Raw genomic sequence first — 21,165 nt, 5'->3', positions numbered from 1 at the left:
ATAAGTTCTTATGGTATGGGAGGTTTGATTAGTGAATAATAAAAAAATAGCTCTATATGTGACCGGTAGTATTGCCGCATATAAGTCGTTAACTTTAGCGCGATTATTAATTAAAAACGGAAACGACGTCAGAGTCATTATGAGCACGGGTGCTCAACAATTCGTTACACCATTGGCATTTCAAACATTAACTAAAAACTTTGTTTTTACTGATACTTTTGACGAAAAGGATGCTAATGAAATCACCCATATAGATATTGCAACATGGGCTGATATTTCGATTGTTGCTCCAGCCACAGCAAATACTATTTCCAAGTTGGCTAACGGGATTGGTGACAATGCAGTTACTACGACGTTGCTTGCAACACCTTCTACAAAAGTGATTGTCCCAGCAATGAACAATAACATGTGGGATAATCCTGCAACTCAAAGAAATATTCAACAAATTGAGAATGATGGTGGCAAAATCATCTATCCAACTTCAGGCTTTCTTGCCGAAGGATACGAAGCCAAGGGCAGAATGATTGAACCTGAAGAAATTATTGAAAGACTAGAATTGATGGTTGAACAAAATAATCAATTAGCGGGCAAGAAGATGATTGTCACAGCTGGTGGAACTAGAGAAGCAATTGACCCTGTTAGATACATTAGCAATAATTCATCAGGTAAGATGGGATATTCTATTGCCAGAGCGGCAATGAATGCAGGAGCTGACGTGACTTTAATTTCATCATCCGAAACTCAACATATAAATGGCAATGTAAACATTATCAATGTTAGTTCAGCTAGTGAAATGAAGAATGCGATTGAAGATAATTTTAATGATGCTGATGTATTAGTAATGGCAGCTGCTGTTTCTGATTACACGCCAGCCGAATATTCTGAACAAAAAATCAAGAAAAATGGTGACGAATTAGATATTCATTTGGTAAAGACACCGGACATTTTAAAGGAATTATCAAAGATAAAGAATGATCAATTTGTCGTAGGGTTTGCTGCAGAAACACAAAATCTATTGGATAACGCCAAGCAAAAACTAGCCAAGAAAAAGTTAGATTTGTTGTTAGCTAACGATGTTAGCAACAAGACAATTGGTTTTAATAGCGATAATAACCAAGTTTCATTTATTGATGAAACTGGAGTATTTAAGAAAAGTGACGTAGAAAGTAAGGATAAAATTGCTAATGAATTGATTGATATCATTAGTGACAGAATCGACTAAATTAAAGGGGGAGTTAGATTGAATTTAGCAAAAGTAATTGTTGATGTGCCAACAATGCAAACTAACGAACCATATACTTACTTAGTACCAGATGAGTTAAACGATAAACTACAAAAAGGGATGCGTGTAGTCGTTCCGTTTGGAAATGGTGGACGTAAAATTCAGGGAATTGTTTGGGATATTGATAAAAACGGATCATTCGATGGCAAATTAAAGGAAATTTCCGGACTATTGGATTTGGACCCGGTTTTGAATGCTGAATTACTAGATATGTCCAGATGGATGGCAGAAAAGACATATTCCTTTCAAATTAGTTGTATCTTAACGATGCTTCCAAGTGTGATGAGAGCGAAGTATCAAAAACAATTAGTATTAAATGATTCAAATGAAGTCGACGACGATATTTTAACCATTTTTGGTGATAATAATGTTGTTGATTTTGACGTGGATGAATACTCAGCCAGTGATTTAAAGAAGATTATTCAATATCGTAAAGCTGATAAACTTTCTGTTCAATACAAGGTTTCAGATGGGGCCAAAGCTAAAAAGATATATGCTATTAAACCAAACTTAACAACCGAGCAAGCAAATGAAGAATTAAATAATATTCGTAAGAATTCAAAGAACCTAATTAAGATTCTTGAATTTATTGTCGATAATAATGACAAAGAGATTGCTCAACGTAAGTTAGTTCATGAGTTTAATATCCCTGAATCTGCAATTAAAAGTGCAGTTGATAAGGGATGGTTTACCAGGTTCTTGCAAGAGGAATACCGTAATCCATATCAAGGCAAAGTTGGAACAAACAAACCATTAAAGTTAAATTATGATCAACAAATTGCCGTCGATAGAATAAGTGCTGCAACTAAGCTCGAACAGGATAATGTTTTCTTACTAGAAGGTGTAACTGGTTCTGGAAAAACTGAAGTATACCTTCAATCAATCCAAAAAGCACTTGAATTAGGTAAGACTGCATTAATGCTAGTACCTGAAATATCGTTAACTCCTCAAATGGTAAAAAGAGTTAAGGGTCGATTTGGGAATAGAGTAGCAATGTTACATAGTGGATTATCAAATGGTGAAAAGTATGATGAATGGCGCAGAGTTAATAATGGTGAAGCTGACGTGGTCGTTGGAGCACGTTCTGCCATTTTTGCTCCATTAGATAATATCGGTATTATCATTATGGATGAAGAACACGAAGCTAGTTATAAGCAGGATGATTCACCTCGATACCATACGAGAGACGTCGCTAAGTGGCGAGCAAGGTTTCACAACTGTCCGTTAGTTTTAGGTAGTGCTACTCCTTCATTGGAATCAAGAGCAAGAGCTACCAAGGGTGTTTATCAACTAATCAAACTTCCACATAGAATCAATAACCAATCCTTACCTGAGGTTAGGGTTATTGATATGAAGGAAGAGGTAAAGAACAGTGGTCAGGAAGATTTTTCATCTGAATTACTATCGGCGATTAACAATCGTTTACAAAAACACGAACAGATTGTGTTGATGTTAAACCGTAGAGGCTATTCATCATTTGTCATGTGTCGTAGTTGTGGGTTTGTATTACATTGTCCAAACTGTGATATCTCACTTACTTTGCATATGGATTCAAGAACGATGAAGTGTCATTATTGTGGCCATGAGGAACCAATCCCTAATAAGTGTAAAAACTGTGGCAGTAAAAAAATAAGATATTACGGTACTGGAACTCAAAAAGTTCAAGAAAAACTTCAATCATTGGTTCCAAATGCTCGCATCTTAAGAATGGACGTTGATACCACTAGAAGAAAAGGTTCACACGAACGAATTTTACAAAGGTTTGGTAATGGTGAAGCAGATATCTTACTTGGTACTCAAATGATTGCGAAAGGTCTTGACTTTCCTAACGTTACACTTGTCGGTGTTTTGAATGCTGATACATCACTTGATTTACCTGATTTTCGTTCTAGTGAAAGAACTTTTAACCTATTAACTCAAGTTAGTGGACGTGCTGGTCGTGCAGAGAAAAAAGGATTGGTTTATATTCAAACCTTTAATCCGGATCACTATGCCATTAGGCTAGCACAGAAACAGGATTACGAATTGTTCTATCGTAAGGAAATGAATGTTAGACATCAGACTAACTATCCACCTTATTATTTCACTGTTAAAATATCAGCTTCTGATGTCAATGAGGCTAAGGCAGCTGCTAAAATGTACGAAATTGCTAAGATTTTAAAGGCAAAGCTAAGTGACCAAGCAATTATGTTAGGACCATCACCTAGTTCAATCTTAAAATTAAAGAATAAGTACTACTACCAAATTATTATTAAGTATAAAAACGAACCAAATATGAAACCATGTTTGGAATATATATTGAATCATTATCAAAAGGATGCTCAAAAGGGACTATACGTTAACATAGACCCTGATCCTTTGAACTTTATGTAAGGATGTAGATAAAATGAAAAAAGTTGTATTTATGGGAACTCCATCATTTGCAGTTCCTGTATTAAAAGGATTAGTGGAAAGTAACGACTATGATGTACAAGCGGTTGTTACTCAACCAGATCGACCTTTTGGAAGAAAAAGAGTATTAAAACCATCACCTGTAAAGGAAGCAGCGTTAGAATTATCAATTCCAGTGCTACAACCAGAAAAAATTATTGGTAGTGATGAAATGGCAAAGATTTTAGAAATTAATCCTGATTTCATTATTACAGCTGCTTTTGGACAATTCTTACCAGAAAAGCTATTGAATGCTGCCAAGATTGCCGCAGTTAACGTTCATGGTTCATTGCTACCAAAATACCGTGGTGGTGCACCAGTTCAATATTCACTGATTAATGGTGACAAACAAACCGGAATCTCAATCATGTACATGGTTAAGAAAATGGATGCTGGGGATGTATTATCTCAGCAGTCATTGGATATCCAACCAGATGATGATACTCAATCACTATTTGATAAATTAAGCATTATTGGTCGAGATTTACTTCTTGAAACATTACCAAAGGTGGCATCCGGGGATGTTAATCCGACTCCACAAGATGAAGACAAGGTTATATTTTCACCAAACATTACTAGAGAACAAGAAGAATTAGACTTCACCAAGACAGCATTTCTAGTTGATCGAAAAATCAGAGCGCTACGTCCATCACCTAATGCATTTGCTATGATGTTAGGAAAACGCACTAAGTTCTGGAGTGCTGAACCTTTAGAGGAAACTACTGACTTAAAACCTGGTCAAGTGGTTGAAAAAACAAAGAAATGTTTAAAAATTGCTTGTGGAGATGGGACAGTCTTAAAACTTTTGGAAATCCAACCGTCTGGTAAACCAAAACAACCAATCAACGCTTTCTTAAATGGTGCTGGTCAATCAATTCAACAAGGAGATATGGTGATAGAAGATGTCAAGTAACCCTAGATTACTGGCTGTAAAGACGCTTAGTAAAATTTCAAACGGAGCTTATTCCAACCTACAACTAAATCAAGTTATTGAAAATAGCGACTTAAGCAGTCGTGATATCGCATTGCTTACCAATATTGTTTACGGTGTTATTCAACATCGTTTAACATTAGAATACCAATTAAATCACTTCCTAAAGAATTCAAATAAAGTGGATGATTGGGTTAAGGAATTATTATATTCTGCGATTTATCAAATGGAATACTTGGACAAGATTCCCACTAGAGCTGTCTTTAATGAAACCATCAAGATAGCTAAGAAAATGGGTCATGATGGAATTAGAAGATTAGTTACCGGAGTGCTTCATCAAATCGAAAGGAAGGGATTACCGGACTTTTCTGATATTGATGATCCAATTAAGAAACTCTCAATTGAATACAGTATTTCTGAATGGATGATTAAAGAGTTGGAAAAACAAGTGGGTGAAAAAAAGACAATTTCCATCCTAAAGAGTATTAATCAACCTTCAAAGCAATCAGTACGTTTTAATTCTAAGCTAATTAGTAAGCAATCTCTGTCAGATAAATTAAAAGCTGAAGGTTATGGTGTTGAAAACAGTAAACTGGTTGAATCAGGATTAATCTTAACTAAGAAATCTGCGAGTTACAGTGACACTTTTAAGAACGGTCAAATGACGATTCAAGATGAAAGTGCTATGTTACCAGTCGAATCCATGGACATTAAGGAATCTGACGTTATATTGGATACTTGCTCAGCACCTGGTGGAAAGACCACTCAAATTGCCGAACATCTATCAAAAGAAGCAGGTGGGCATGTTGAAGCATTGGACTTACACAATAATCGTTTGAAACAAGTTCAAAAGAATGCCAAACGATTAGGAGTTAGTGATGTTTTATCCACTCAAGCTTGTGATGCTAGAAAACTTGATAATTTATATGATGACGAAACATTCAATCAAATTTTAATTGATGCACCATGTTCAGGGATTGGTTTGATTAGAAGAAAACCAGAAATTAGATACGAAAAGAGGATGGAAGATGTTAAAAAATTAGCATCCATCCAATTGGACATCTTAACTTCTGCTGCCAAAAAGCTTAAAAAAGGTGGTAAGCTAGTTTACAGTACTTGTACCATTTTGAATCAAGAAAATTCAGATGTGATTGCTGAATTCTTAAAACGAAATCCTGATTTTAAACGTGTTGATCCAGTTTCCAAAATGGGTATTCCGTTAAATGATGGTTACATTCGAATTTATCCAGATGATTATGATTCAGATGGATTCTTCGTATGTAATTTAATAAAAAATGGTGGTGAATAGAAATGGAAGTTGCTGCTAATTCTGTTATTGGTAAACAAAGAATTAGTAATGAAGATTATGTTGGCTATTTTAAAAATCGACAAGGTGCTCTAATTGCAATCCTGGCCGATGGAGTCGGGGGAAGCAATGGTGGTGAAATTGCTGCTTCAACAGCGGTTGATTTTATTGGACAAGCTTTTCAAAATCATCATATTAGTTCAATTATCGATACCAAAACATGGCTATCTCAAACGATTAGTGATGTAAATAATAAGATTGTTGAAATGGGAATTAAAGATGAAAGTTTAAGTAAAATGGCAACCACGGTTGTTGTCGCATTGTTCTTTGGAAATCAATATCTACTAACGCATCTGGGTGATAGTCGTTGTTATCTATTAAGAAGTAGTCAACTTAAGCAACTTACCGTCGATCATTCATACATTAATTTTTTAATTGAAAAAGGCGAAGTTAAAGATGGAGAAAGTGTCGATTCTAATTTACAAAATGTAATTGTAAAGGGATTAGGTGTTTCTTCAGATGCAGATGTCGATATCTCTAACATTCAGTTTAGACCAGGTGATCAATTACTATTATGTAGTGATGGCTTAACTAAAATGGTTAGTGATGAGACAATATCAAAAATTTTAAATATGCGACTAAGTGGACATGAAAAGATTAATCGTTTAATCGATACTGCCAATGATAATGGTGGAAAAGATAATATTTCTGCTATTTTAATCGATGATTTAGGTTAGGAGTGATCATTTATGGAAAAAGGATACGTTTTAAATGACCGCTACAAAATCATTGATAAGATTGGTGAAGGTGGGATGGTTAATGTTTATCTTTCATATGATATGAAGGCAAATCGTCTTGTCACAATTAAAATTATTCGAATTGATTTTCAAGGTAGTCAAAAAGCTAAACGTCATTTTAAATATGAAAAACTAGCGATTAATAAACTAAACAGTAAGCATATTGCTCAGGTATATGACTTGAATCAATCAGGCGATTTACAATATCTGGTAACTGAATACGTTGATGGACAGGACTTAAAGAATTATATTCAAAAGCACTATCCAATCAGTATTGATAAAGTTATAGCAATCATGACACAATTAATTGATGCGGTTTATGAAGCTCATAGTCATGGAATTATTCACCGTGATTTAAAGCCACAGAATGTGTTAATCGATAAAAAGGGTGTTGTTAAAGTCACAGACTTTGGAATTGCCTTAATTGAAAGCCAAAATGCATTAACCCAAACCAATGCGGTTGTTGGTTCAATACACTATATTTCGCCAGAACAAGCATTGGGTAAAAAGGTTACCACCCAATCAGACGTCTATTCATTGGGAATTATCCTATACGAATTGCTTACTGGTAAGGTTCCTTTTGATGGTGATTCACCAGTAAACATTGCGATGAAACATACCAAGGAAAACTTGCCCTCGATAATTGAACAAAATAGTCTAGTAACGCAAGCACTAGAAAATGTAGTGATTAAGGCAACCGCTAAAAAACTATCTGATCGTTACAGTTCTGTTTTAGATATGAAGGAAGATATTCTCACTTCAATGAACGAAGAAAGAATGGATGAAGCCAAACTACACTTCATGATTCCTAAAACTGAAATCGATGATGGTGAGACAAAGGTTTTGGACCTAAAAGATTTAAAAAAATATCATGATCATCATGTTGAAGAAAATGAATATAAAGATAAATACCGTATTTTTAAATTACTTACATTAATTGTGATACTATTTGCTTTTATTTCTGCAATATTTTTATTCTTTAACTTTACTTTCTTCACACGAGTAAGTGTTCCAAACGTTTCAAACATGTCGATAAGTAAAGCTAAGAAGGTTTTGAAGAAGTCCCATTTAATTGTCAGCAGGGTTAAGTATACTTATAACACTAATGTTGCAGTTAATAAGGTAATTGGTACTAATCCATCTAAGGGAACTAAAATGATCAACCATTCTGGAATCGTTTTGAAAGTTTCAGGTGGTTATAAAAAGGTGAAGATTGATAACTACCTAGGTGATTCAGTCGATTCTGCTGAGCATTCGTTGACAACTATGGGATTCACGGTTAAGAAGTCATACAGTTACGACACTTCATTTAAGTCGAATACTATCCTTAGCCAAAGCATTCGTCCTGGAACCTTGGTGGAACCACATAACACAACAATTAACTTGGTAGTAGCAGTTAACAGTAGAAATTTTAAGATGGTTAATTTAATTGGTAAGACCGAAGAACAGGCAAGAAACTATGCTAAGAAAAACCATTTAAACGTTAAAACTTTTTACGAAAGTTCTAAGAGTCAACCTGCTGGAAAAGTATACCAACAAAGTCCATCAACCGGTTTATTGTTAAGTTACGGTGATGAGGTGGAACTTTGGGTATCAAAAGGAAATTCTAATAACCGGGATTTAAGAAGAAGCGTTAACGTATCTGTAAAATTACCTTATAAAAAGGTTGATAACAGTGGTCTAAATAAGATTACAATCTATTCTAATAAGGATGGTGGTAATGAAAAATTCTATCGAACCATCTTTATAAATAAAGATACAACCATTAGCATCCCATATAGTTTAAAGAAAAATCAAAAACCACAATATCGAATTTATCGAAATGGTGATTTGATAATGAAGTAATGCAAGGTATAATAAAAGTAGTAAATAAATTAACGAGGTGATACATTGGCTGAAGGAAAAATTTTCCAATCCTTGAGTGGATTCTATGATATTATTAGTGACGGAAAGATTTACCGAACAAGAGCTAGGGGTAACTTTAGAAAAAGAAAAATAACTCCTTTAGTTGGTGATGACGTCGAGTTTGAATCTAGTTCACAAAAAGAAGGATACTTACTAAAGATTTTTGACCGTAAAAATTCATTGGTAAGACCTCCAATTGCTAACATCGATCAAGCCGTAGTTGTTACTTCGGCTGTTCAGCCAGATTTTTCATATAACTTGTTAGACCGTCAATTAGTTGCGGTTGAAATTAACAAAATTACTCCAATCATTTACTTTACTAAAACTGATTTATTAGATGATAAACAGTTTGAGTACTTTAAAGGTGTTAAGAAGGTGTATGAACAAGCTGGATATAAGGTTATCCTTCCTAGCAACAGCGAGGATAAAGCTGAATCAGTTAATGAAATTAAATCGTTATTTGAAAATAAAGAAACTGTCTTTATGGGTCAGACCGGTGCTGGTAAATCAACATTGTTGAATCAAATATCTCCTGATTTAAACTTAGCAACCGGTGAAATTTCCATGGCATTAAACCGTGGTAAACATACAACTAGAAAAGTCAGTTTTATTCAAATTAATAATGGATTAGTAGCTGATACACCCGGTTTCTCATCTTACGAAGCTTTTGATATCAGACCTGAAGAACTAAGGGATTACTTTCCTGAATTCAGAGCAAATGCTGATAGATGTAAATTCAGGGGATGTGTTCACATCAACGAACCTGGTTGTGCAATTAAGGCAATGTTGGATGAAGATGAACTATCACATGAACGTTATCATGATTATGTTCAGTTATATGATTTATTAAAGAATAAAAAACCAATTTACAATAAAAAGAAATGAGGAATTAATAATGATTAAAGTAGCACCATCAATCTTAAGTGCAGATTACTTAAACCTACAAAGAGATATTGAAAAAGTTGAAAAGGACGCAGAACTATTACACATTGATGTAATGGACGGTTCATTTGTGCCAGCAATTTCATACGGTCCAAACTGGGTTCCACAAATTAGAAAGATTTCTAACTTAGTACTAGATGTTCACTTGATGGTAGTTAACCCTGAAAGATTCGTTGACGAATTTGCAGACAAGGGTGCTGACATTATTGGTGTACACGTTGAAGCAACTCCACACATTCACCGTGCTCTTCAAATGATTAAGAACAAGGGTGTTAAGGCTGAGGTAGTAATTAACCCAGGCACTCCCGTAGAAGCTATCAAACCAGTACTATACATGGTTGACCAAGTTTTAGTAATGACAGTTAACCCTGGATTTGGTGGTCAAAAGTTCCTAGACGAAACTGTTAAGAAGATTAAACAATTAGATGATATTAAGAAGGCTGAAGGATACGACTTTGACATCGAAATTGATGGTGGAGTTAACAATGAAACTGTTAAAGCTGCTGCTAAGGCTGGTGCAACTGTTGCAGTTGCTGGTTCATACGTATTCGGTGCTGAAAATCCTTCTGAAAGAATTCAAGCAATTAAGGAAGCTACTAAATAATTATGAAAACGATCAATTTATTAGTCGGTGGGCCCACAGATTTATGGCCTGATAGTTTAAGACAAGGCGAAATCGATGGCGATTGGATTGGAGTCGATCGAGGAAATGTGTGGTTAGTTAAAATGGGAATTACACCATTAATTTCCATTGGTGATTTTGATTCAATGGATCAATTGGAATTTGAAATTATTTCAAACAATGTTTCTGATATTCGAACTTATAATCCAGATAAAGACTATACTGATACCCAACTAGCATTAAAGATTGCATCTGATGAATTAAAGGCTGATGTTATTAATATCTTTGGCGCCACTGGTGGTAGAATTGATCACTTTATTTCTAACTACTTATTGGCTACTGAACCTAAATTTAGGGATGTCGTTGAAAAAATTAGAATTATCGATAAACAAAATGTAATTCAATACTTTATTCCCGGAGCACATGAAATTAAAAAGATTGATATGATGCATTACTTAGCATTTATTCCAATGAATGCGATGCACTTATCAATTCATGATGCGGTATATAAACTGGATAACTACTATGTTGAAAGACCGTTTGCTTATTCCAGTAATCAATTCGATGGTGATAAATGTCACTTCGATTTTGATGATGGAGTATTATGTGTGATTCAAAGTAAAGATGCATAGCAAAAGAGAACTGATTATATTTCAGTTCTCTTTTTGTTATTTAGGGTATAAAAAAAGTCTGACATTAAGAGTCAGACTTAAATATTGTTAGGCACGAGTAACTTTACCTGATTTTAGAGTACGGGCACTAACCCAAACTTTCTTAGGCTTTCCATCTACAAGGATACGAACCTTTTGTAGATTTGGCTTCCAGCTACGACGTGAAGAATTCAAAGCATGGGAACGTTTGTTACCATAATGAGTTCTTTTACCATTAATAAAATCTTTAGCCATTGGTAAATTCCTCCTTTAATTGATTTCTAGTCAAAAGCGTTGCTTTTATTACATCTCACTCTAATAACTTAGCATATTGAAGCCTGTTTTGCAATGCTTTTCTTTCAAGTGAATATACTTGACAGCCTTCGCTATTCATTATATCAATACTTTAGCTTTTTTTAAACATGTGGTAATATTATATTACGAATATATTAAGAAATCTATCTTTTAAGGAGGCTATTGTGATGGCCGTAAAAATGAGAACTGATTATGGATTAATTGATATTGATAACAATGTAATTGCCACCGTAGTTGGTGGAGCTGCTACTGATAACTACGGAGTTGTTGGTATGGCAAGTAAAAATCAAATTCGAGACAATGTAAACGATATTTTGAAAAAAGATAATTATTCCCGTGGAGTTGTGGTAACACAACAAGATAATGATGTTGCAATTGAAGTAAATATCATTGTTAGCTACGGTACTAAAATTTCAGAAGTATGTAAAAATGTTCAAAGCAAGGTTAAGTACAATTTGGAATCTATGCTTGGCATTAGTGCAAGTTCTGTTAATGTCGTTGTTCAAGGTGTAAGAGTTCTAGACTAAAAGGAGGTTCATTTTTGTGTCTATTTCAAATATAGATAGATCAAAATTTGATCAAATGGTGCAAGCCGCTGCTACTACCCTTAATAATAATGCAGAATTTATAAACTCACTTAATGTTTTCCCAGTTCCAGATGGTGATACTGGTACTAATATGAGTATGTCTTTCCAAAGTGGGGCTGATTACGTTAGTCGTGATACTAGTGAATCTGTTGGAGAATTATCTCAATCATTAGCTAAAGGGCTATTGATGGGAGCCAGAGGTAACTCTGGAGTTATCTTGTCACAAATTTTTAGAGGTTTTTCAAAGTCTGTTGCTGAAAAGGATAATCTTTCTGCTCAAGACATTGTAGAAGCTTTTAAAAATAGTGAAAAAACAGCGTATGGTTCAGTTATGAAGCCAACTGAAGGAACAATTCTAACGGTTATTAGAGGGATTTCTGAAGCAGGTCAAAGATCAAATACAGATGATTTAGCTGAATTATTTGATATTTTAGCTGATGCTGCTGAACAAGCTCTTCAATCAACACCTGATTTGTTACCAGTATTGAAACAAGTTGGTGTTGTTGATTCAGGTGGACAAGGTTTAGTTTTCGTTGTTAAAGCATTTAGTGATGTTTTAAATGGGCGAGAAATTGAAGCAAGTCACCAACCGAATACTGGTGAAATGGATCAAATGATTGATGCAAGTCATGAACAAAGTCATGAAAGTGCACAAGGTAAGTTGAACCCAGACGACATTAAGTTTGGATACTGTACTCAAATCATGGTCAGAATTGGTCGTGGTAAGGAAGTTGAATACAACTTCGATTACGATAAGTTCTATAATCATTTAGCCGGTTTAGGTGACTCATTATTAGTTGTTAATGATGATGAAATTGTTAAGGTCCATGTTCATACTGAACAACCTGGTGAAGTTATTTCATGGGGCCAAAAGTTTGGTGACTTAGCCAACGTGAAGATTGACAATATGCGCCTACAACAAGAAACAATTATTGAAAAAGACGATGAATCTAAGAAAGAAACTAAGTCAGAACCAAAAGAAACAGCAATTATTGCAGTGGCTTCTGGAGACGGAATTGGTGAACTATTTACCAGTCTAGGTGTTACAGATGTTATTAAGGGTGGTCAAACCATGAACCCAAGTACTCAAGACATCCTAGATGCTATTAATAATAGCAACGCTAAGAAAGCAATTATTCTTCCAAATAACGGTAATATTTTCATGGCTGCTCAACAAGCTGCTGATGTTGCCGAAATCCCTGTTAAAATTGTTCATGCTAAGACAATTCAACAAGGTTTAACAACAATGCTTTCTTTCAATCCTGATGCTAACCTAGATGATAACGTATCTGAAATGGAAGATATGTTAGACACTGTAATTAGTGGAGATGTTACTAACGCCGTTAGAGACACTGAAATTGATGGTGTTAAAATCAAGAAAGATGATTACATGGGAATTATCGATGGTAAGATTAAGGTTGTTAAAGATAATCTAAATGAAACTACTGTTGATATGATTAAGCAAATGCTTGATGAAGACAGTGAAGTCGTAACCATTATTTATGGTGAAGGAATGACACAAAATCAGGCTGATGAACTAGCTGAACAAGTTGAATCAATTGATGCTGACCTAGAAGTTGAAGTTCATCCTGGAGGACAGCCAGTCTATCCATACTTAATTTCTGTTGAATAAAATGTCGGAGTTTTCTCCGATTTTTTTATTACATAAGTAAAATGAGGTGATATGTTGAAAGATTTAAACGATAGTGTTTCCGTTTTAAAGGGTGTTGGTCCTAAAAAGGTCGAAGCATTGGATGAATTGGGTATCGATACTATATATGATTTATTAACATATTACCCATTTAGATACGATGATTTTCAAGTTAAAGATTTATCACAAATCGAAGACCAAGAAAAAGTAACAATTAAGGGTAAGATTGCAGCTGATCCAGTGGTTGCACACTTTGGTAGAAAAAGAAATATATTAAACATAAGACTATTGGTTGATAATGATGTTGTAAAGGTCACTTTTTTTAATCAACCATGGTTAAAGAAACAGCTTCCTGTTGGAAAAGAAGTTCTGATTTACGGACGTTTTGATAAGGCCAAGGCATCATTATCTGGAATTAAAATCTTATCTTCGGTTGATGGTAATGAAATGAATCCGATTTATCCCGCTAATAAGCATATTCGTCAAAAGACAATCAGTGATTTGGTGAAGTTGGCTTTTGATGAATATAAGGATGTAATTGATGATGTAATTCCAGAAGATATTATTGAAAAATATAAGTTGGAGTCACAAAAACAAGTCATTAAAGATATGCACTTCCCCAATGATACTAAGGATGCCTACCTAGCCAGAAGAACTGCGAAGTTTAATGAGTTCTTCTTATTTCAAATGCGTTTGCAGGCACTAAAGAGTGAAGAACAAAAGGATGCTGGTTTAGCCATTAAGTTTAGTCAATCTGATATGGATGCTTTTATTAACCAACTTCCATTTTCATTAACAAATGCACAACAACGTGTGATAAATGAAATTCAAAATGACTTATCATCGACTCGTCAGATGAATCGTTTGCTTCAAGGGGATGTAGGTTCTGGTAAAACAATTGTGGCTGCTTTATCAATCTTGGCATGTATTGATGGTGGATATCAAGCGGCCTTAATGGCACCGACTGAAATATTAGCTGAACAACATGCCAATAAACTAGCAACACTCTTTAAAGATACAAAAGTAAATGTTGCTTTGTTAACCGGTGATACTAAACCGGCAGCCAGAAAAGAGCTTTTACCAAGAATTAAGTCTGGCGAAATTAATTTGGTTATAGGAACTCATGCTTTGATTCAAGATAGTGTTGAATACAAGAATTTAGGTTTAGCCATTATTGACGAACAGCATCGTTTTGGTGTAAACCAACGTGCCAAATTAAGACAGAAAAACGATGGAACTAACGTTTTAGCAATGACTGCAACCCCAATTCCCAGAACATTAGCCATTACATCATACGGAGAAATGGATGTTTCAATTATTGATGAATTACCTAACGGTCGCCAACCGGTTAAAACAGCATGGATTAAGGAAGGACAATTCAAGAATTCTGTTGGTTTTATCAAAGAACGATTGAATTCCGGAGAACAGATTTACGTGGTAACATCATTAGTTGAAGAATCAGAAGCTGTCGACATGAAGAATGCCATTAACATCTATGAAAATTTTAAGGATATGTTTGAACCAGAATTCAAAGTTGGTCTACTTCATGGTAGAATGAAAGATGAAGATAAAAATTTGGTGATGACAGAATTTAAAAACAATGAGTTTCAAATTTTGGTCTCTACGACAGTTATTGAAGTAGGTGTGGACGTTAGCAATGCCACTATGATGATAGTCTTTAATGCTGATCATTTTGGATTGGCTCAGTTACATCAATTACGAGGTCGAGTTGGTAGAGGAAGTAGTCAGTCATACTGTTTATTAGTGTCTGATCCCAAAACAGAGACGGGTGTTAAACGTATGAATGTCATGGTTGAAAGTAACGATGGTTTTGTTATATCGCAAAAGGACCTAGAATTAAGGGGACCTGGTGATATCATGGGAAAAGCACAATCTGGTCTGCCTGATTTTAAGGTAGGAGATCCGGTTGCAGATTTAACGATGCTAAGTGTTGCTCAACAAGAGGCAATTCAAATCGTAAGTACAAATGATTGGCAAAACAATCCAATGTATAGTAAATTATATAGTTACGTTCACCAAAAAAATAATAAGAAAATGTTTGATTAAAGGAGTTTTATAAATGAAAATCGCAATTGATGCCATGGGTGGAGACAACGCCCCATTAGAAGTTGTTAAAGGGGTAGAAATGGCAAGAGACCAATATCCTGATATTGAATTCAAGTTATTCGGTCAAATCGATAAAGTTAAACCATTAATTCAAAACGAAGAAAGAATTGAACTAGTTCAATCTGACGAAATTATCGAAATGGGTGAAGAACCTGTTAAGGCTGTTATGAAGAAGAAAAACTCAAGTCTAGACATGGCTGCTCAAGCTGTTAAAGATAAAGAAGCAGACGCATTCTTCTCAGCTGGTAACACTGGTGCTATCCTAGCTGCTGGTCTATTCATTATTGGTAGAATTAAAGGAATTGATCGTCCAGGTCTTGCAACCACTTTACCTATCGTAAATGACGAAGATCATGATAACTTTGTTATGCTAGATGTTGGTGCTAACGCTGAATCAAAACTATTTAACCTATATCAATATGCATTTATGGGTAAGTACTATGCTGAAACTGTTAGACATATTGAAAATCCACGTATTGGTTTATTAAATAACGGTACTGAAGCAGATAAAGGTGACTCATTACATAAGGCAGCTAACGAAATGCTATCTAAGGATGAAAACCTAAACTTTATTGGTAACGTTGAATCACGTGAATTATTAAATGGTGCTGCTGATGTTGTTGTTACTGATGGTTTCACTGGGAATGCCGCATTGAAGGCAATCGAAGGAACTGCTCTTTCATTGCTTACTTTAATCAAGGGTGAAATTATGTCTGGTGGTGTTAAGTCAAAAGTTGGTGCTTTAATGCTCAAGCCAACATTCAAGAAGATTGGTAAGGAAATGGATTACTCACAATATGGTGGTGCTGTATTAATGGGTACTAAGGCTCCTGTTGTTAAGGCTCACGGTAGTAGTGAAGCTGTTACAATCAAGAACACTATTTTCCAAATTAAGACAATGATTGATAATAAGACTATTGATGACGTTGTTGAATATTTTGACAAGCATTCTGACGATATGCAACAAATCAAACAAAACGCCAAAAATAACTAAAAATCTGTTATAATTAGACTTATCAATTACGATTTTAAGGAGATAGATTATGACAAAAGAAGAAGTATTTAACAAAATTGCTGATATGGTTGCTGATCAATTCAGCATTGATAGAGATACCATTAAAGGTGATTTAAACTTTCAAAATGATTTAGACGCTGATTCGATTGATTTTGTTGAGTTTGTATTATCTCTAGAAAGTACTTTTGGTACTGATATCTCAGATGAAGATGCAGAAAACATTAAGACTATTGATGAAGCTGTAGACTACGTTATGTCTAACGCTGATAACAAATAATTAAAAAGGCGATTACTCAATAGTAATCGTCTTTTGTTGTATTATTCACTGGAGGGAAAGACTTGGAAAAAGAATTTGATGATTTATTAGAAAAACGATTTAACATTAAGTTTAAGGATGAATCATTATTAGATGAAGCCTTTACTCAAGCTTCATACGTTAATGAACATCCAGGTAAGAATTTAAAATTTTATGAACGAATTGAATTTTTGGGTGATGCTGTTTACGAACTAGTAGTATCAGAATACATTTACAAGCGTTATCCAAATTTACCACAAGGACGTTTAACTAGATTAAGAGCTGCAATGGTAAATGAACACAGCTTTAGTAGTTTTGCTAGAGAATGTGAATTTGATAAATACATTCGTTTAGGCAAGGGTGAAGAAAAGGCTCAAGCCAGAACTAGAGATTCATTACTATGTGATATTTTTGAATCATTCATTGGTGCGGTTTACCTTGACCAAGGAATGGAACCTGTAGTTAAGTTTTGTCATCAAGTAATTTTCCCTAAATTAGATGATGGATGGTTTGACGAATTCTTTGATCACAAAACTGAATTACAAGAATTAGCACAATCAAATGGGCCTGTTGATATTGAATATCACTTATTGGACGAAAATGGTCCCGAAAATGACCGTCGTTTTAAGGTATCTGTTACAATTGACGGTGTTGAAAAAGGTGTTGGCTTAGGTCACTCCAAGAAGAATGCAGAACAAGGTGCTGCTAAGAAGGCAATTAAAAACCTTACAGAATAAAAACAGGATGGGGAAATCACTTTGAAGTTAAAATCATTAGAGATTGCTGGATTTAAATCCTTTGCAAACAAAACAACCATTAACTTTACAGATGGTTTAACTGCGATTGTTGGTCCTAATGGTAGTGGTAAAAGTAACGTTATAGAAGCTATCAGATGGGTACTCGGGGAACAATCTTCTAAGACTTTACGTGGTTCAAAGATGTCCGACGTTATTTTTTCTGGTTCTAGTACCCACAAACCGGTCAATCGTGCTGAAGTTAAGTTAACCTTGGACAATACTGACCAGTACATTAATAGTTCGTATTCAGAAATTATCATTACAAGACGTTTGTATCGTAGTGGAGAAAGCCAATACCTGATTAATAATTCTGAATGTCGATTGAAGGATATCAATAACTTATTTATGGACACAGGGATGGGAATTGGTTCATTTTCAATCATTTCTCAAGGTAGTGTTGAAGATATTTTTAACAGTAAGCCTGAAGATCGTCGTTCTATTATTGAAACAGCAGCCGGTGTTTATAAGTACAAACAACAAAAACATGATGCCAACTTAAAGCTTCAACAAACTCATGAAAACCTTGATAGAGTCGAAGACATTATTTTTGAACTTAAAGATCGAAATGACCAATTAAAAGAGCAAAGTGAAACCGCAATTAAGTATTTGGATTTGAAAAAAGAATTCAAAAAGTATGATGTTTCAAGAATTGCTCTTGAATTAAATCAAGTTGGTGCTGAATGGAATAATACCAAGGCAATTATTGTTGAAGAAAAGCAAAATGTTGAAGACATTAACAAACACTTAAATGAGCTTACCAGTCAAAAGAAGTCATTGAATGAACAATTAGAGATGCTTCTAACCAAAAAGGAAGAACAACAAGATAATCTTTTGAACTACTCTAAGAAGATTGAACAATTATCTGGTCAACAAAATCTTTCAAAACAAGAAATTGAATTTAAAAAGACTAGTTTGAAGGAACATAAGGCCAACTTAGAAAAGTTAAATTCACAAGTTTCTGATTTACAAACAAAAGAAAAAGAAATCAACTCTGAAATCGACCATTTAAATCAAGAAATAGATAATCATAAACAATATCTTGAAGAAATCGATGAAGATAAGATTGACAAAATGATTGCTGATAAAAAGGCAGAGTATGAAGATGCTCGTGGTGAATATCTAGCAATTATGCAAAAGATTGCTAATGTTAACAATGAATCTACTTACTTAGAAAAGACCCAAAAGCAAGCTGATGTTCAAAACGATTCCAATCGTCAAAAGATTTCTGGAGTAAATGAAGAAATCAATCAATTGGAACAATCAGTTGAAAAGTTAAATCAAGCATATAACAAGAAGAGCGAAGAAGTTCAAAAGGTGCAAAGAGACTTTAACGACTATCAAGCTCAAGTGAATGGTCTAAAGAAACAAGTAGATGATCAACAAGCAACTTGGTACAAGCAATTAGAAGATACGCAAAACCTAAAAATTAAATATAACAGTTTGAATAATTTACAAAATGACCACAGTAACTTTTATCGTGGTGCCCAAAGTGTGTTAAACAATAAAGATCGCCTTAATGGGGTATTGGGTTCGGTTTCCGACTTTATCAAAGTACCTGCTGAATATACCACAGCAATTGAAACTGCTTTAGGCAATCAATTACAACAAATTGTGGTCACTAACAATGATTCTGCTAGACAAGCGGTTAAGTTTTTAAATGATAATCGTTTAGGAAGAGCAACTTTCTTGCCCGTTAATGAAATTTCACAACGCAGCGTCAACAATAACGTTTTAAGTACTTGTCAAAATAGCGATGGATTCATTGGTTTAGCCAACGAATTGGTTCAAATTAATGAGAAACTTAAATCAGTTACTAGTCATTTGCTAGGTAATGTTTTAATCGTTAAAGATTTACATACTGCTACCGATATTAGTAACAAGATTAGACATTCTAACCGAATTGTGACCCTAAGCGGTGAAATCGTTAATGCTGGTGGTTCAATCACTGGTGGTTCTAACAAACGTCAATATGATGGTGTATTGACCCAAAAGAATAAGTTAGAAGAATTAGAAAAGCAATTTAAGGATAGCCAAGAGGTCGCCAAGCAAACTGAAACTAATTTGGTAGAATTACAAGATCAACTAAAAGAGTTAAATGCTAAATCAGATTCTTTCTATGACAACAAGCGTCAATACGATGGTCAACTAGACTCAATTAATAATAAATTGACCTTTGCTAAGGAATCTTTAGTTAGAAAGCAACGTGAACTAAAGGCAATCAGAATGTCTAATGGTGGATTGTTTGACGATGATATTGATGAAAAGCAACGTCAAAACAAGAAGCTAAAGGAACAATTGAATATTGATTTAGTAAATAATCAGACCAAATCAAAAGATATTCAAGAAAAGATTGCAACTTTTGAGTCAATGAAGGATAATAACTCTTCAAAGGTACAATCAACGCGTGAAAAGTTGATTGTATTGAAGGAAAAACTATCCAATTTGCGTGACCAAAAGGCAAATCTAATTGAAGATTTTGACCGATTAGATGCTGATATTGATGACGAAAAAGAAAACATTGATGGGTTAAACGAAGCAATTAGTAATAATATGCTTTCCGTAAACCAAGATGATGAAATTAAGTTAGTTAACCAACAAATCCAGGTTATTCAAAGTAATCTACAAGAATGCAAAGAATCCATTGATGAGCATCAAGCTGAAATCAAACAAGTTGAAGACCAAATTGATAAGCAAACAATGGACTCTGTTAATCAACAAAATTATCTAAATAAACAAACTAACAAGTTTGATCAATTGGAAAAGCAACTTGCTAGTCTAAAACAACAACTAATTGGTAAGTATGAGGTTAACCTAAATGAAATTGATGATATTGTTGTCAACGATACCATCGATAATATTAAGGCTCATATCGAAGATTTGCGTCGTTCAATCGACCATCTAGGTGTTGTTAATGTATCTGCAATTGATGAGTACAAAGAGGTATCAAAACGATACGAATTCCTAGTACAACAATCAGATGATTTGAAGAATTCTAGCCAACAACTAACTGATACCATGAATAAGATTGATGTTACAGTTGAAAAGAAATTTAAAGATACTTTCGATGCAATCGCTACCCAATTTTCGAAAGTTTATAACGAAATTTTTGGTGGTGGAAAAGCAAAGTTATTACTCACGGATCCAAATGATTTGTTAACTACTGGAATTGAAATTATGGCACAACCACCTGGTAAGAAGTATCGTCACATGTCTCTATTATCAGGAGGAGAAAAAGCATTAACTGCCATTGCATTACTTTTCGCCGTTTTAAAAGTTAAACCAGTACCTTTCAGTATCTTAGATGAAGCTGAATCCGCCTTGGATGCAGAAAACGTCGATAGATACGCTCGATACATGACTAAATTAGACGATGGAACTCAATTTATCGTTATCACACATAGAAAAGAAACGATGGTTTATGCTGATACGTTGTATGGAGTTACAATGCAAAATTCCGGAGTTTCTAAAGTGGTTACAGCTAACCTAAATAAATTTAATGCCGCGGAGGAATAA

Annotated in this window: 17 protein-coding genes; 16 read left to right on the top strand and 1 reads right to left on the bottom strand. The window is 34.4% G+C overall.

All coding sequences use genetic code 11. From position 1 onward, the window contains the following. Positions 1-31: 31 nt before the first annotated feature. From coaBC to FD688_RS06380, 9 genes are read left to right on the top strand one after another with little or no spacing between them, the layout of a single operon-like run. Positions 32-1,222, top strand: coding sequence for a bifunctional phosphopantothenoylcysteine decarboxylase/phosphopantothenate--cysteine ligase CoaBC (gene coaBC, locus FD688_RS06420; RefSeq protein WP_138742292.1), 1,191 nt, complete (start codon positions 32-34; stop codon positions 1,220-1,222). Between the two features lie 18 nt (positions 1,223-1,240). Further along, the gene (priA, locus tag FD688_RS06415; protein ID WP_138742291.1) at positions 1,241-3,655 is read left to right on the top strand and encodes a primosomal protein N'; all 2,415 of its coding nucleotides are present in this window, start codon (positions 1,241-1,243) and stop codon (positions 3,653-3,655) included. Between the two features lie 13 nt (positions 3,656-3,668). Beyond that, positions 3,669-4,625: a methionyl-tRNA formyltransferase gene (gene fmt, locus FD688_RS06410; protein ID WP_138742290.1), complete on the top strand. Its 957-nt coding sequence runs from the start codon at positions 3,669-3,671 to the stop codon at positions 4,623-4,625. Continuing rightward, entirely contained in the window at positions 4,615-5,952 is a 1,338-nt protein-coding gene (rsmB, locus tag FD688_RS06405) for a 16S rRNA (cytosine(967)-C(5))-methyltransferase RsmB (protein ID WP_138742289.1), read from the top strand. Before fmt ends, rsmB begins: the two co-directional genes overlap by 11 nt. A gap of 2 nt (positions 5,953-5,954) precedes the next feature. Further along, a complete protein-coding gene (locus FD688_RS06400; RefSeq protein ID WP_138742288.1) occupies positions 5,955-6,686 on the top strand; it encodes a Stp1/IreP family PP2C-type Ser/Thr phosphatase in 732 nt (243 codons plus the stop codon). A 12-nt stretch (positions 6,687-6,698) separates the two neighbouring features. Next, a complete protein-coding gene (pknB, locus tag FD688_RS06395) occupies positions 6,699-8,591 on the top strand; it encodes a Stk1 family PASTA domain-containing Ser/Thr kinase (RefSeq protein WP_138742287.1) in 1,893 nt (630 codons plus the stop codon). A 45-nt stretch (positions 8,592-8,636) separates the two neighbouring features. Beyond that, on the top strand, positions 8,637-9,536 hold the full coding sequence (gene rsgA / locus FD688_RS06390) for a ribosome small subunit-dependent GTPase A (RefSeq protein WP_034531077.1): 900 nt from the start codon (positions 8,637-8,639) through the stop codon (positions 9,534-9,536). 10 nt (positions 9,537-9,546) lie between these two features. Continuing rightward, the gene (rpe, locus tag FD688_RS06385; RefSeq protein ID WP_138742286.1) at positions 9,547-10,197 is read left to right on the top strand and encodes a ribulose-phosphate 3-epimerase; all 651 of its coding nucleotides are present in this window, start codon (positions 9,547-9,549) and stop codon (positions 10,195-10,197) included. Between the two features lie 2 nt (positions 10,198-10,199). After that, positions 10,200-10,847, top strand: coding sequence for a thiamine diphosphokinase (locus FD688_RS06380; RefSeq protein WP_138742285.1), 648 nt, complete (start codon positions 10,200-10,202; stop codon positions 10,845-10,847). Positions 10,848-10,934: 87 nt separating this feature from the next. Here FD688_RS06380 and rpmB read toward each other — a convergent pair whose 3' ends face one another. Further along, positions 10,935-11,120, bottom strand: coding sequence for a 50S ribosomal protein L28 (gene rpmB / locus FD688_RS06375; protein ID WP_034531080.1), 186 nt, complete (start codon positions 11,118-11,120; stop codon positions 10,935-10,937). 227 nt (positions 11,121-11,347) lie between these two features. Between rpmB and FD688_RS06370 the strand changes: the two genes are divergently transcribed. The 7 genes from FD688_RS06370 to smc all read left to right on the top strand — a co-directional run bounded on the left by FD688_RS06370 (position 11,348) and on the right by smc (position 21,165). After that, positions 11,348-11,707: an Asp23/Gls24 family envelope stress response protein gene (locus FD688_RS06370; RefSeq protein WP_034531081.1), complete on the top strand. Its 360-nt coding sequence runs from the start codon at positions 11,348-11,350 to the stop codon at positions 11,705-11,707. Positions 11,708-11,723: 16 nt separating this feature from the next. Further along, entirely contained in the window at positions 11,724-13,400 is a 1,677-nt protein-coding gene (locus tag FD688_RS06365; RefSeq protein WP_412174682.1) for a DAK2 domain-containing protein, read from the top strand. 51 nt (positions 13,401-13,451) lie between these two features. Then, positions 13,452-15,485: an ATP-dependent DNA helicase RecG gene (gene recG / locus FD688_RS06360; protein WP_138742284.1), complete on the top strand. Its 2,034-nt coding sequence runs from the start codon at positions 13,452-13,454 to the stop codon at positions 15,483-15,485. A 13-nt stretch (positions 15,486-15,498) separates the two neighbouring features. Beyond that, positions 15,499-16,539 carry a phosphate acyltransferase PlsX gene (plsX, locus tag FD688_RS06355; RefSeq protein ID WP_138742283.1) on the top strand — a complete coding sequence of 347 codons (1,041 nt, stop codon included), beginning with the start codon at positions 15,499-15,501 and terminating at the stop codon, positions 16,537-16,539. Between the two features lie 49 nt (positions 16,540-16,588). Then, entirely contained in the window at positions 16,589-16,837 is a 249-nt protein-coding gene (acpP, locus tag FD688_RS06350; protein WP_034531085.1) for an acyl carrier protein, read from the top strand. Between the two features lie 62 nt (positions 16,838-16,899). Then, a complete protein-coding gene (gene rnc / locus FD688_RS06345) occupies positions 16,900-17,592 on the top strand; it encodes a ribonuclease III (RefSeq protein ID WP_138742282.1) in 693 nt (230 codons plus the stop codon). A gap of 21 nt (positions 17,593-17,613) precedes the next feature. Beyond that, positions 17,614-21,165 (top strand): chromosome segregation protein SMC, encoded by a 3,552-nt coding sequence (gene smc / locus FD688_RS06340; protein ID WP_190242935.1) that lies wholly within the window; start codon positions 17,614-17,616, stop codon positions 21,163-21,165.

Origin of the sequence: Apilactobacillus kunkeei (assembly GCF_005930975.1) — a bacterium.
GTDB classification, from domain to species: domain Bacteria; phylum Bacillota; class Bacilli; order Lactobacillales; family Lactobacillaceae; genus Apilactobacillus; species Apilactobacillus kunkeei_E.
Note: the sequence above shows the minus strand (reverse complement) of the source record. Positions and strands in the feature narration are given on the sequence as shown.

Excerpts from the sequence above, each read along its gene's own strand:
- FD688_RS06370 (WP_034531081.1), top strand. The coding sequence starts at position 11,348 with ATGGCCGTAAAAATGAGAACTGATTATGGATTAATTGATATTGATAAC.
- FD688_RS06380 (WP_138742285.1), top strand. The coding sequence starts at position 10,200 with ATGAAAACGATCAATTTATTAGTCGGTGGGCCCACAGATTTATGGCCT.
- recG (WP_138742284.1), top strand. The coding sequence starts at position 13,452 with ATGTTGAAAGATTTAAACGATAGTGTTTCCGTTTTAAAGGGTGTTGGT.
- acpP (WP_034531085.1), top strand. The coding sequence starts at position 16,589 with ATGACAAAAGAAGAAGTATTTAACAAAATTGCTGATATGGTTGCTGAT.
- FD688_RS06400 (WP_138742288.1), top strand. The coding sequence starts at position 5,955 with ATGGAAGTTGCTGCTAATTCTGTTATTGGTAAACAAAGAATTAGTAAT.
- fmt (WP_138742290.1), top strand. The coding sequence starts at position 3,669 with ATGAAAAAAGTTGTATTTATGGGAACTCCATCATTTGCAGTTCCTGTA.
- rpmB (WP_034531080.1), bottom strand. The coding sequence starts at position 11,120 with ATGGCTAAAGATTTTATTAATGGTAAAAGAACTCATTATGGTAACAAA.
- pknB (WP_138742287.1), top strand. The coding sequence starts at position 6,699 with ATGGAAAAAGGATACGTTTTAAATGACCGCTACAAAATCATTGATAAG.
- rpe (WP_138742286.1), top strand. The coding sequence starts at position 9,547 with ATGATTAAAGTAGCACCATCAATCTTAAGTGCAGATTACTTAAACCTA.
- plsX (WP_138742283.1), top strand. The coding sequence starts at position 15,499 with ATGAAAATCGCAATTGATGCCATGGGTGGAGACAACGCCCCATTAGAA.
- rsmB (WP_138742289.1), top strand. The coding sequence starts at position 4,615 with ATGTCAAGTAACCCTAGATTACTGGCTGTAAAGACGCTTAGTAAAATT.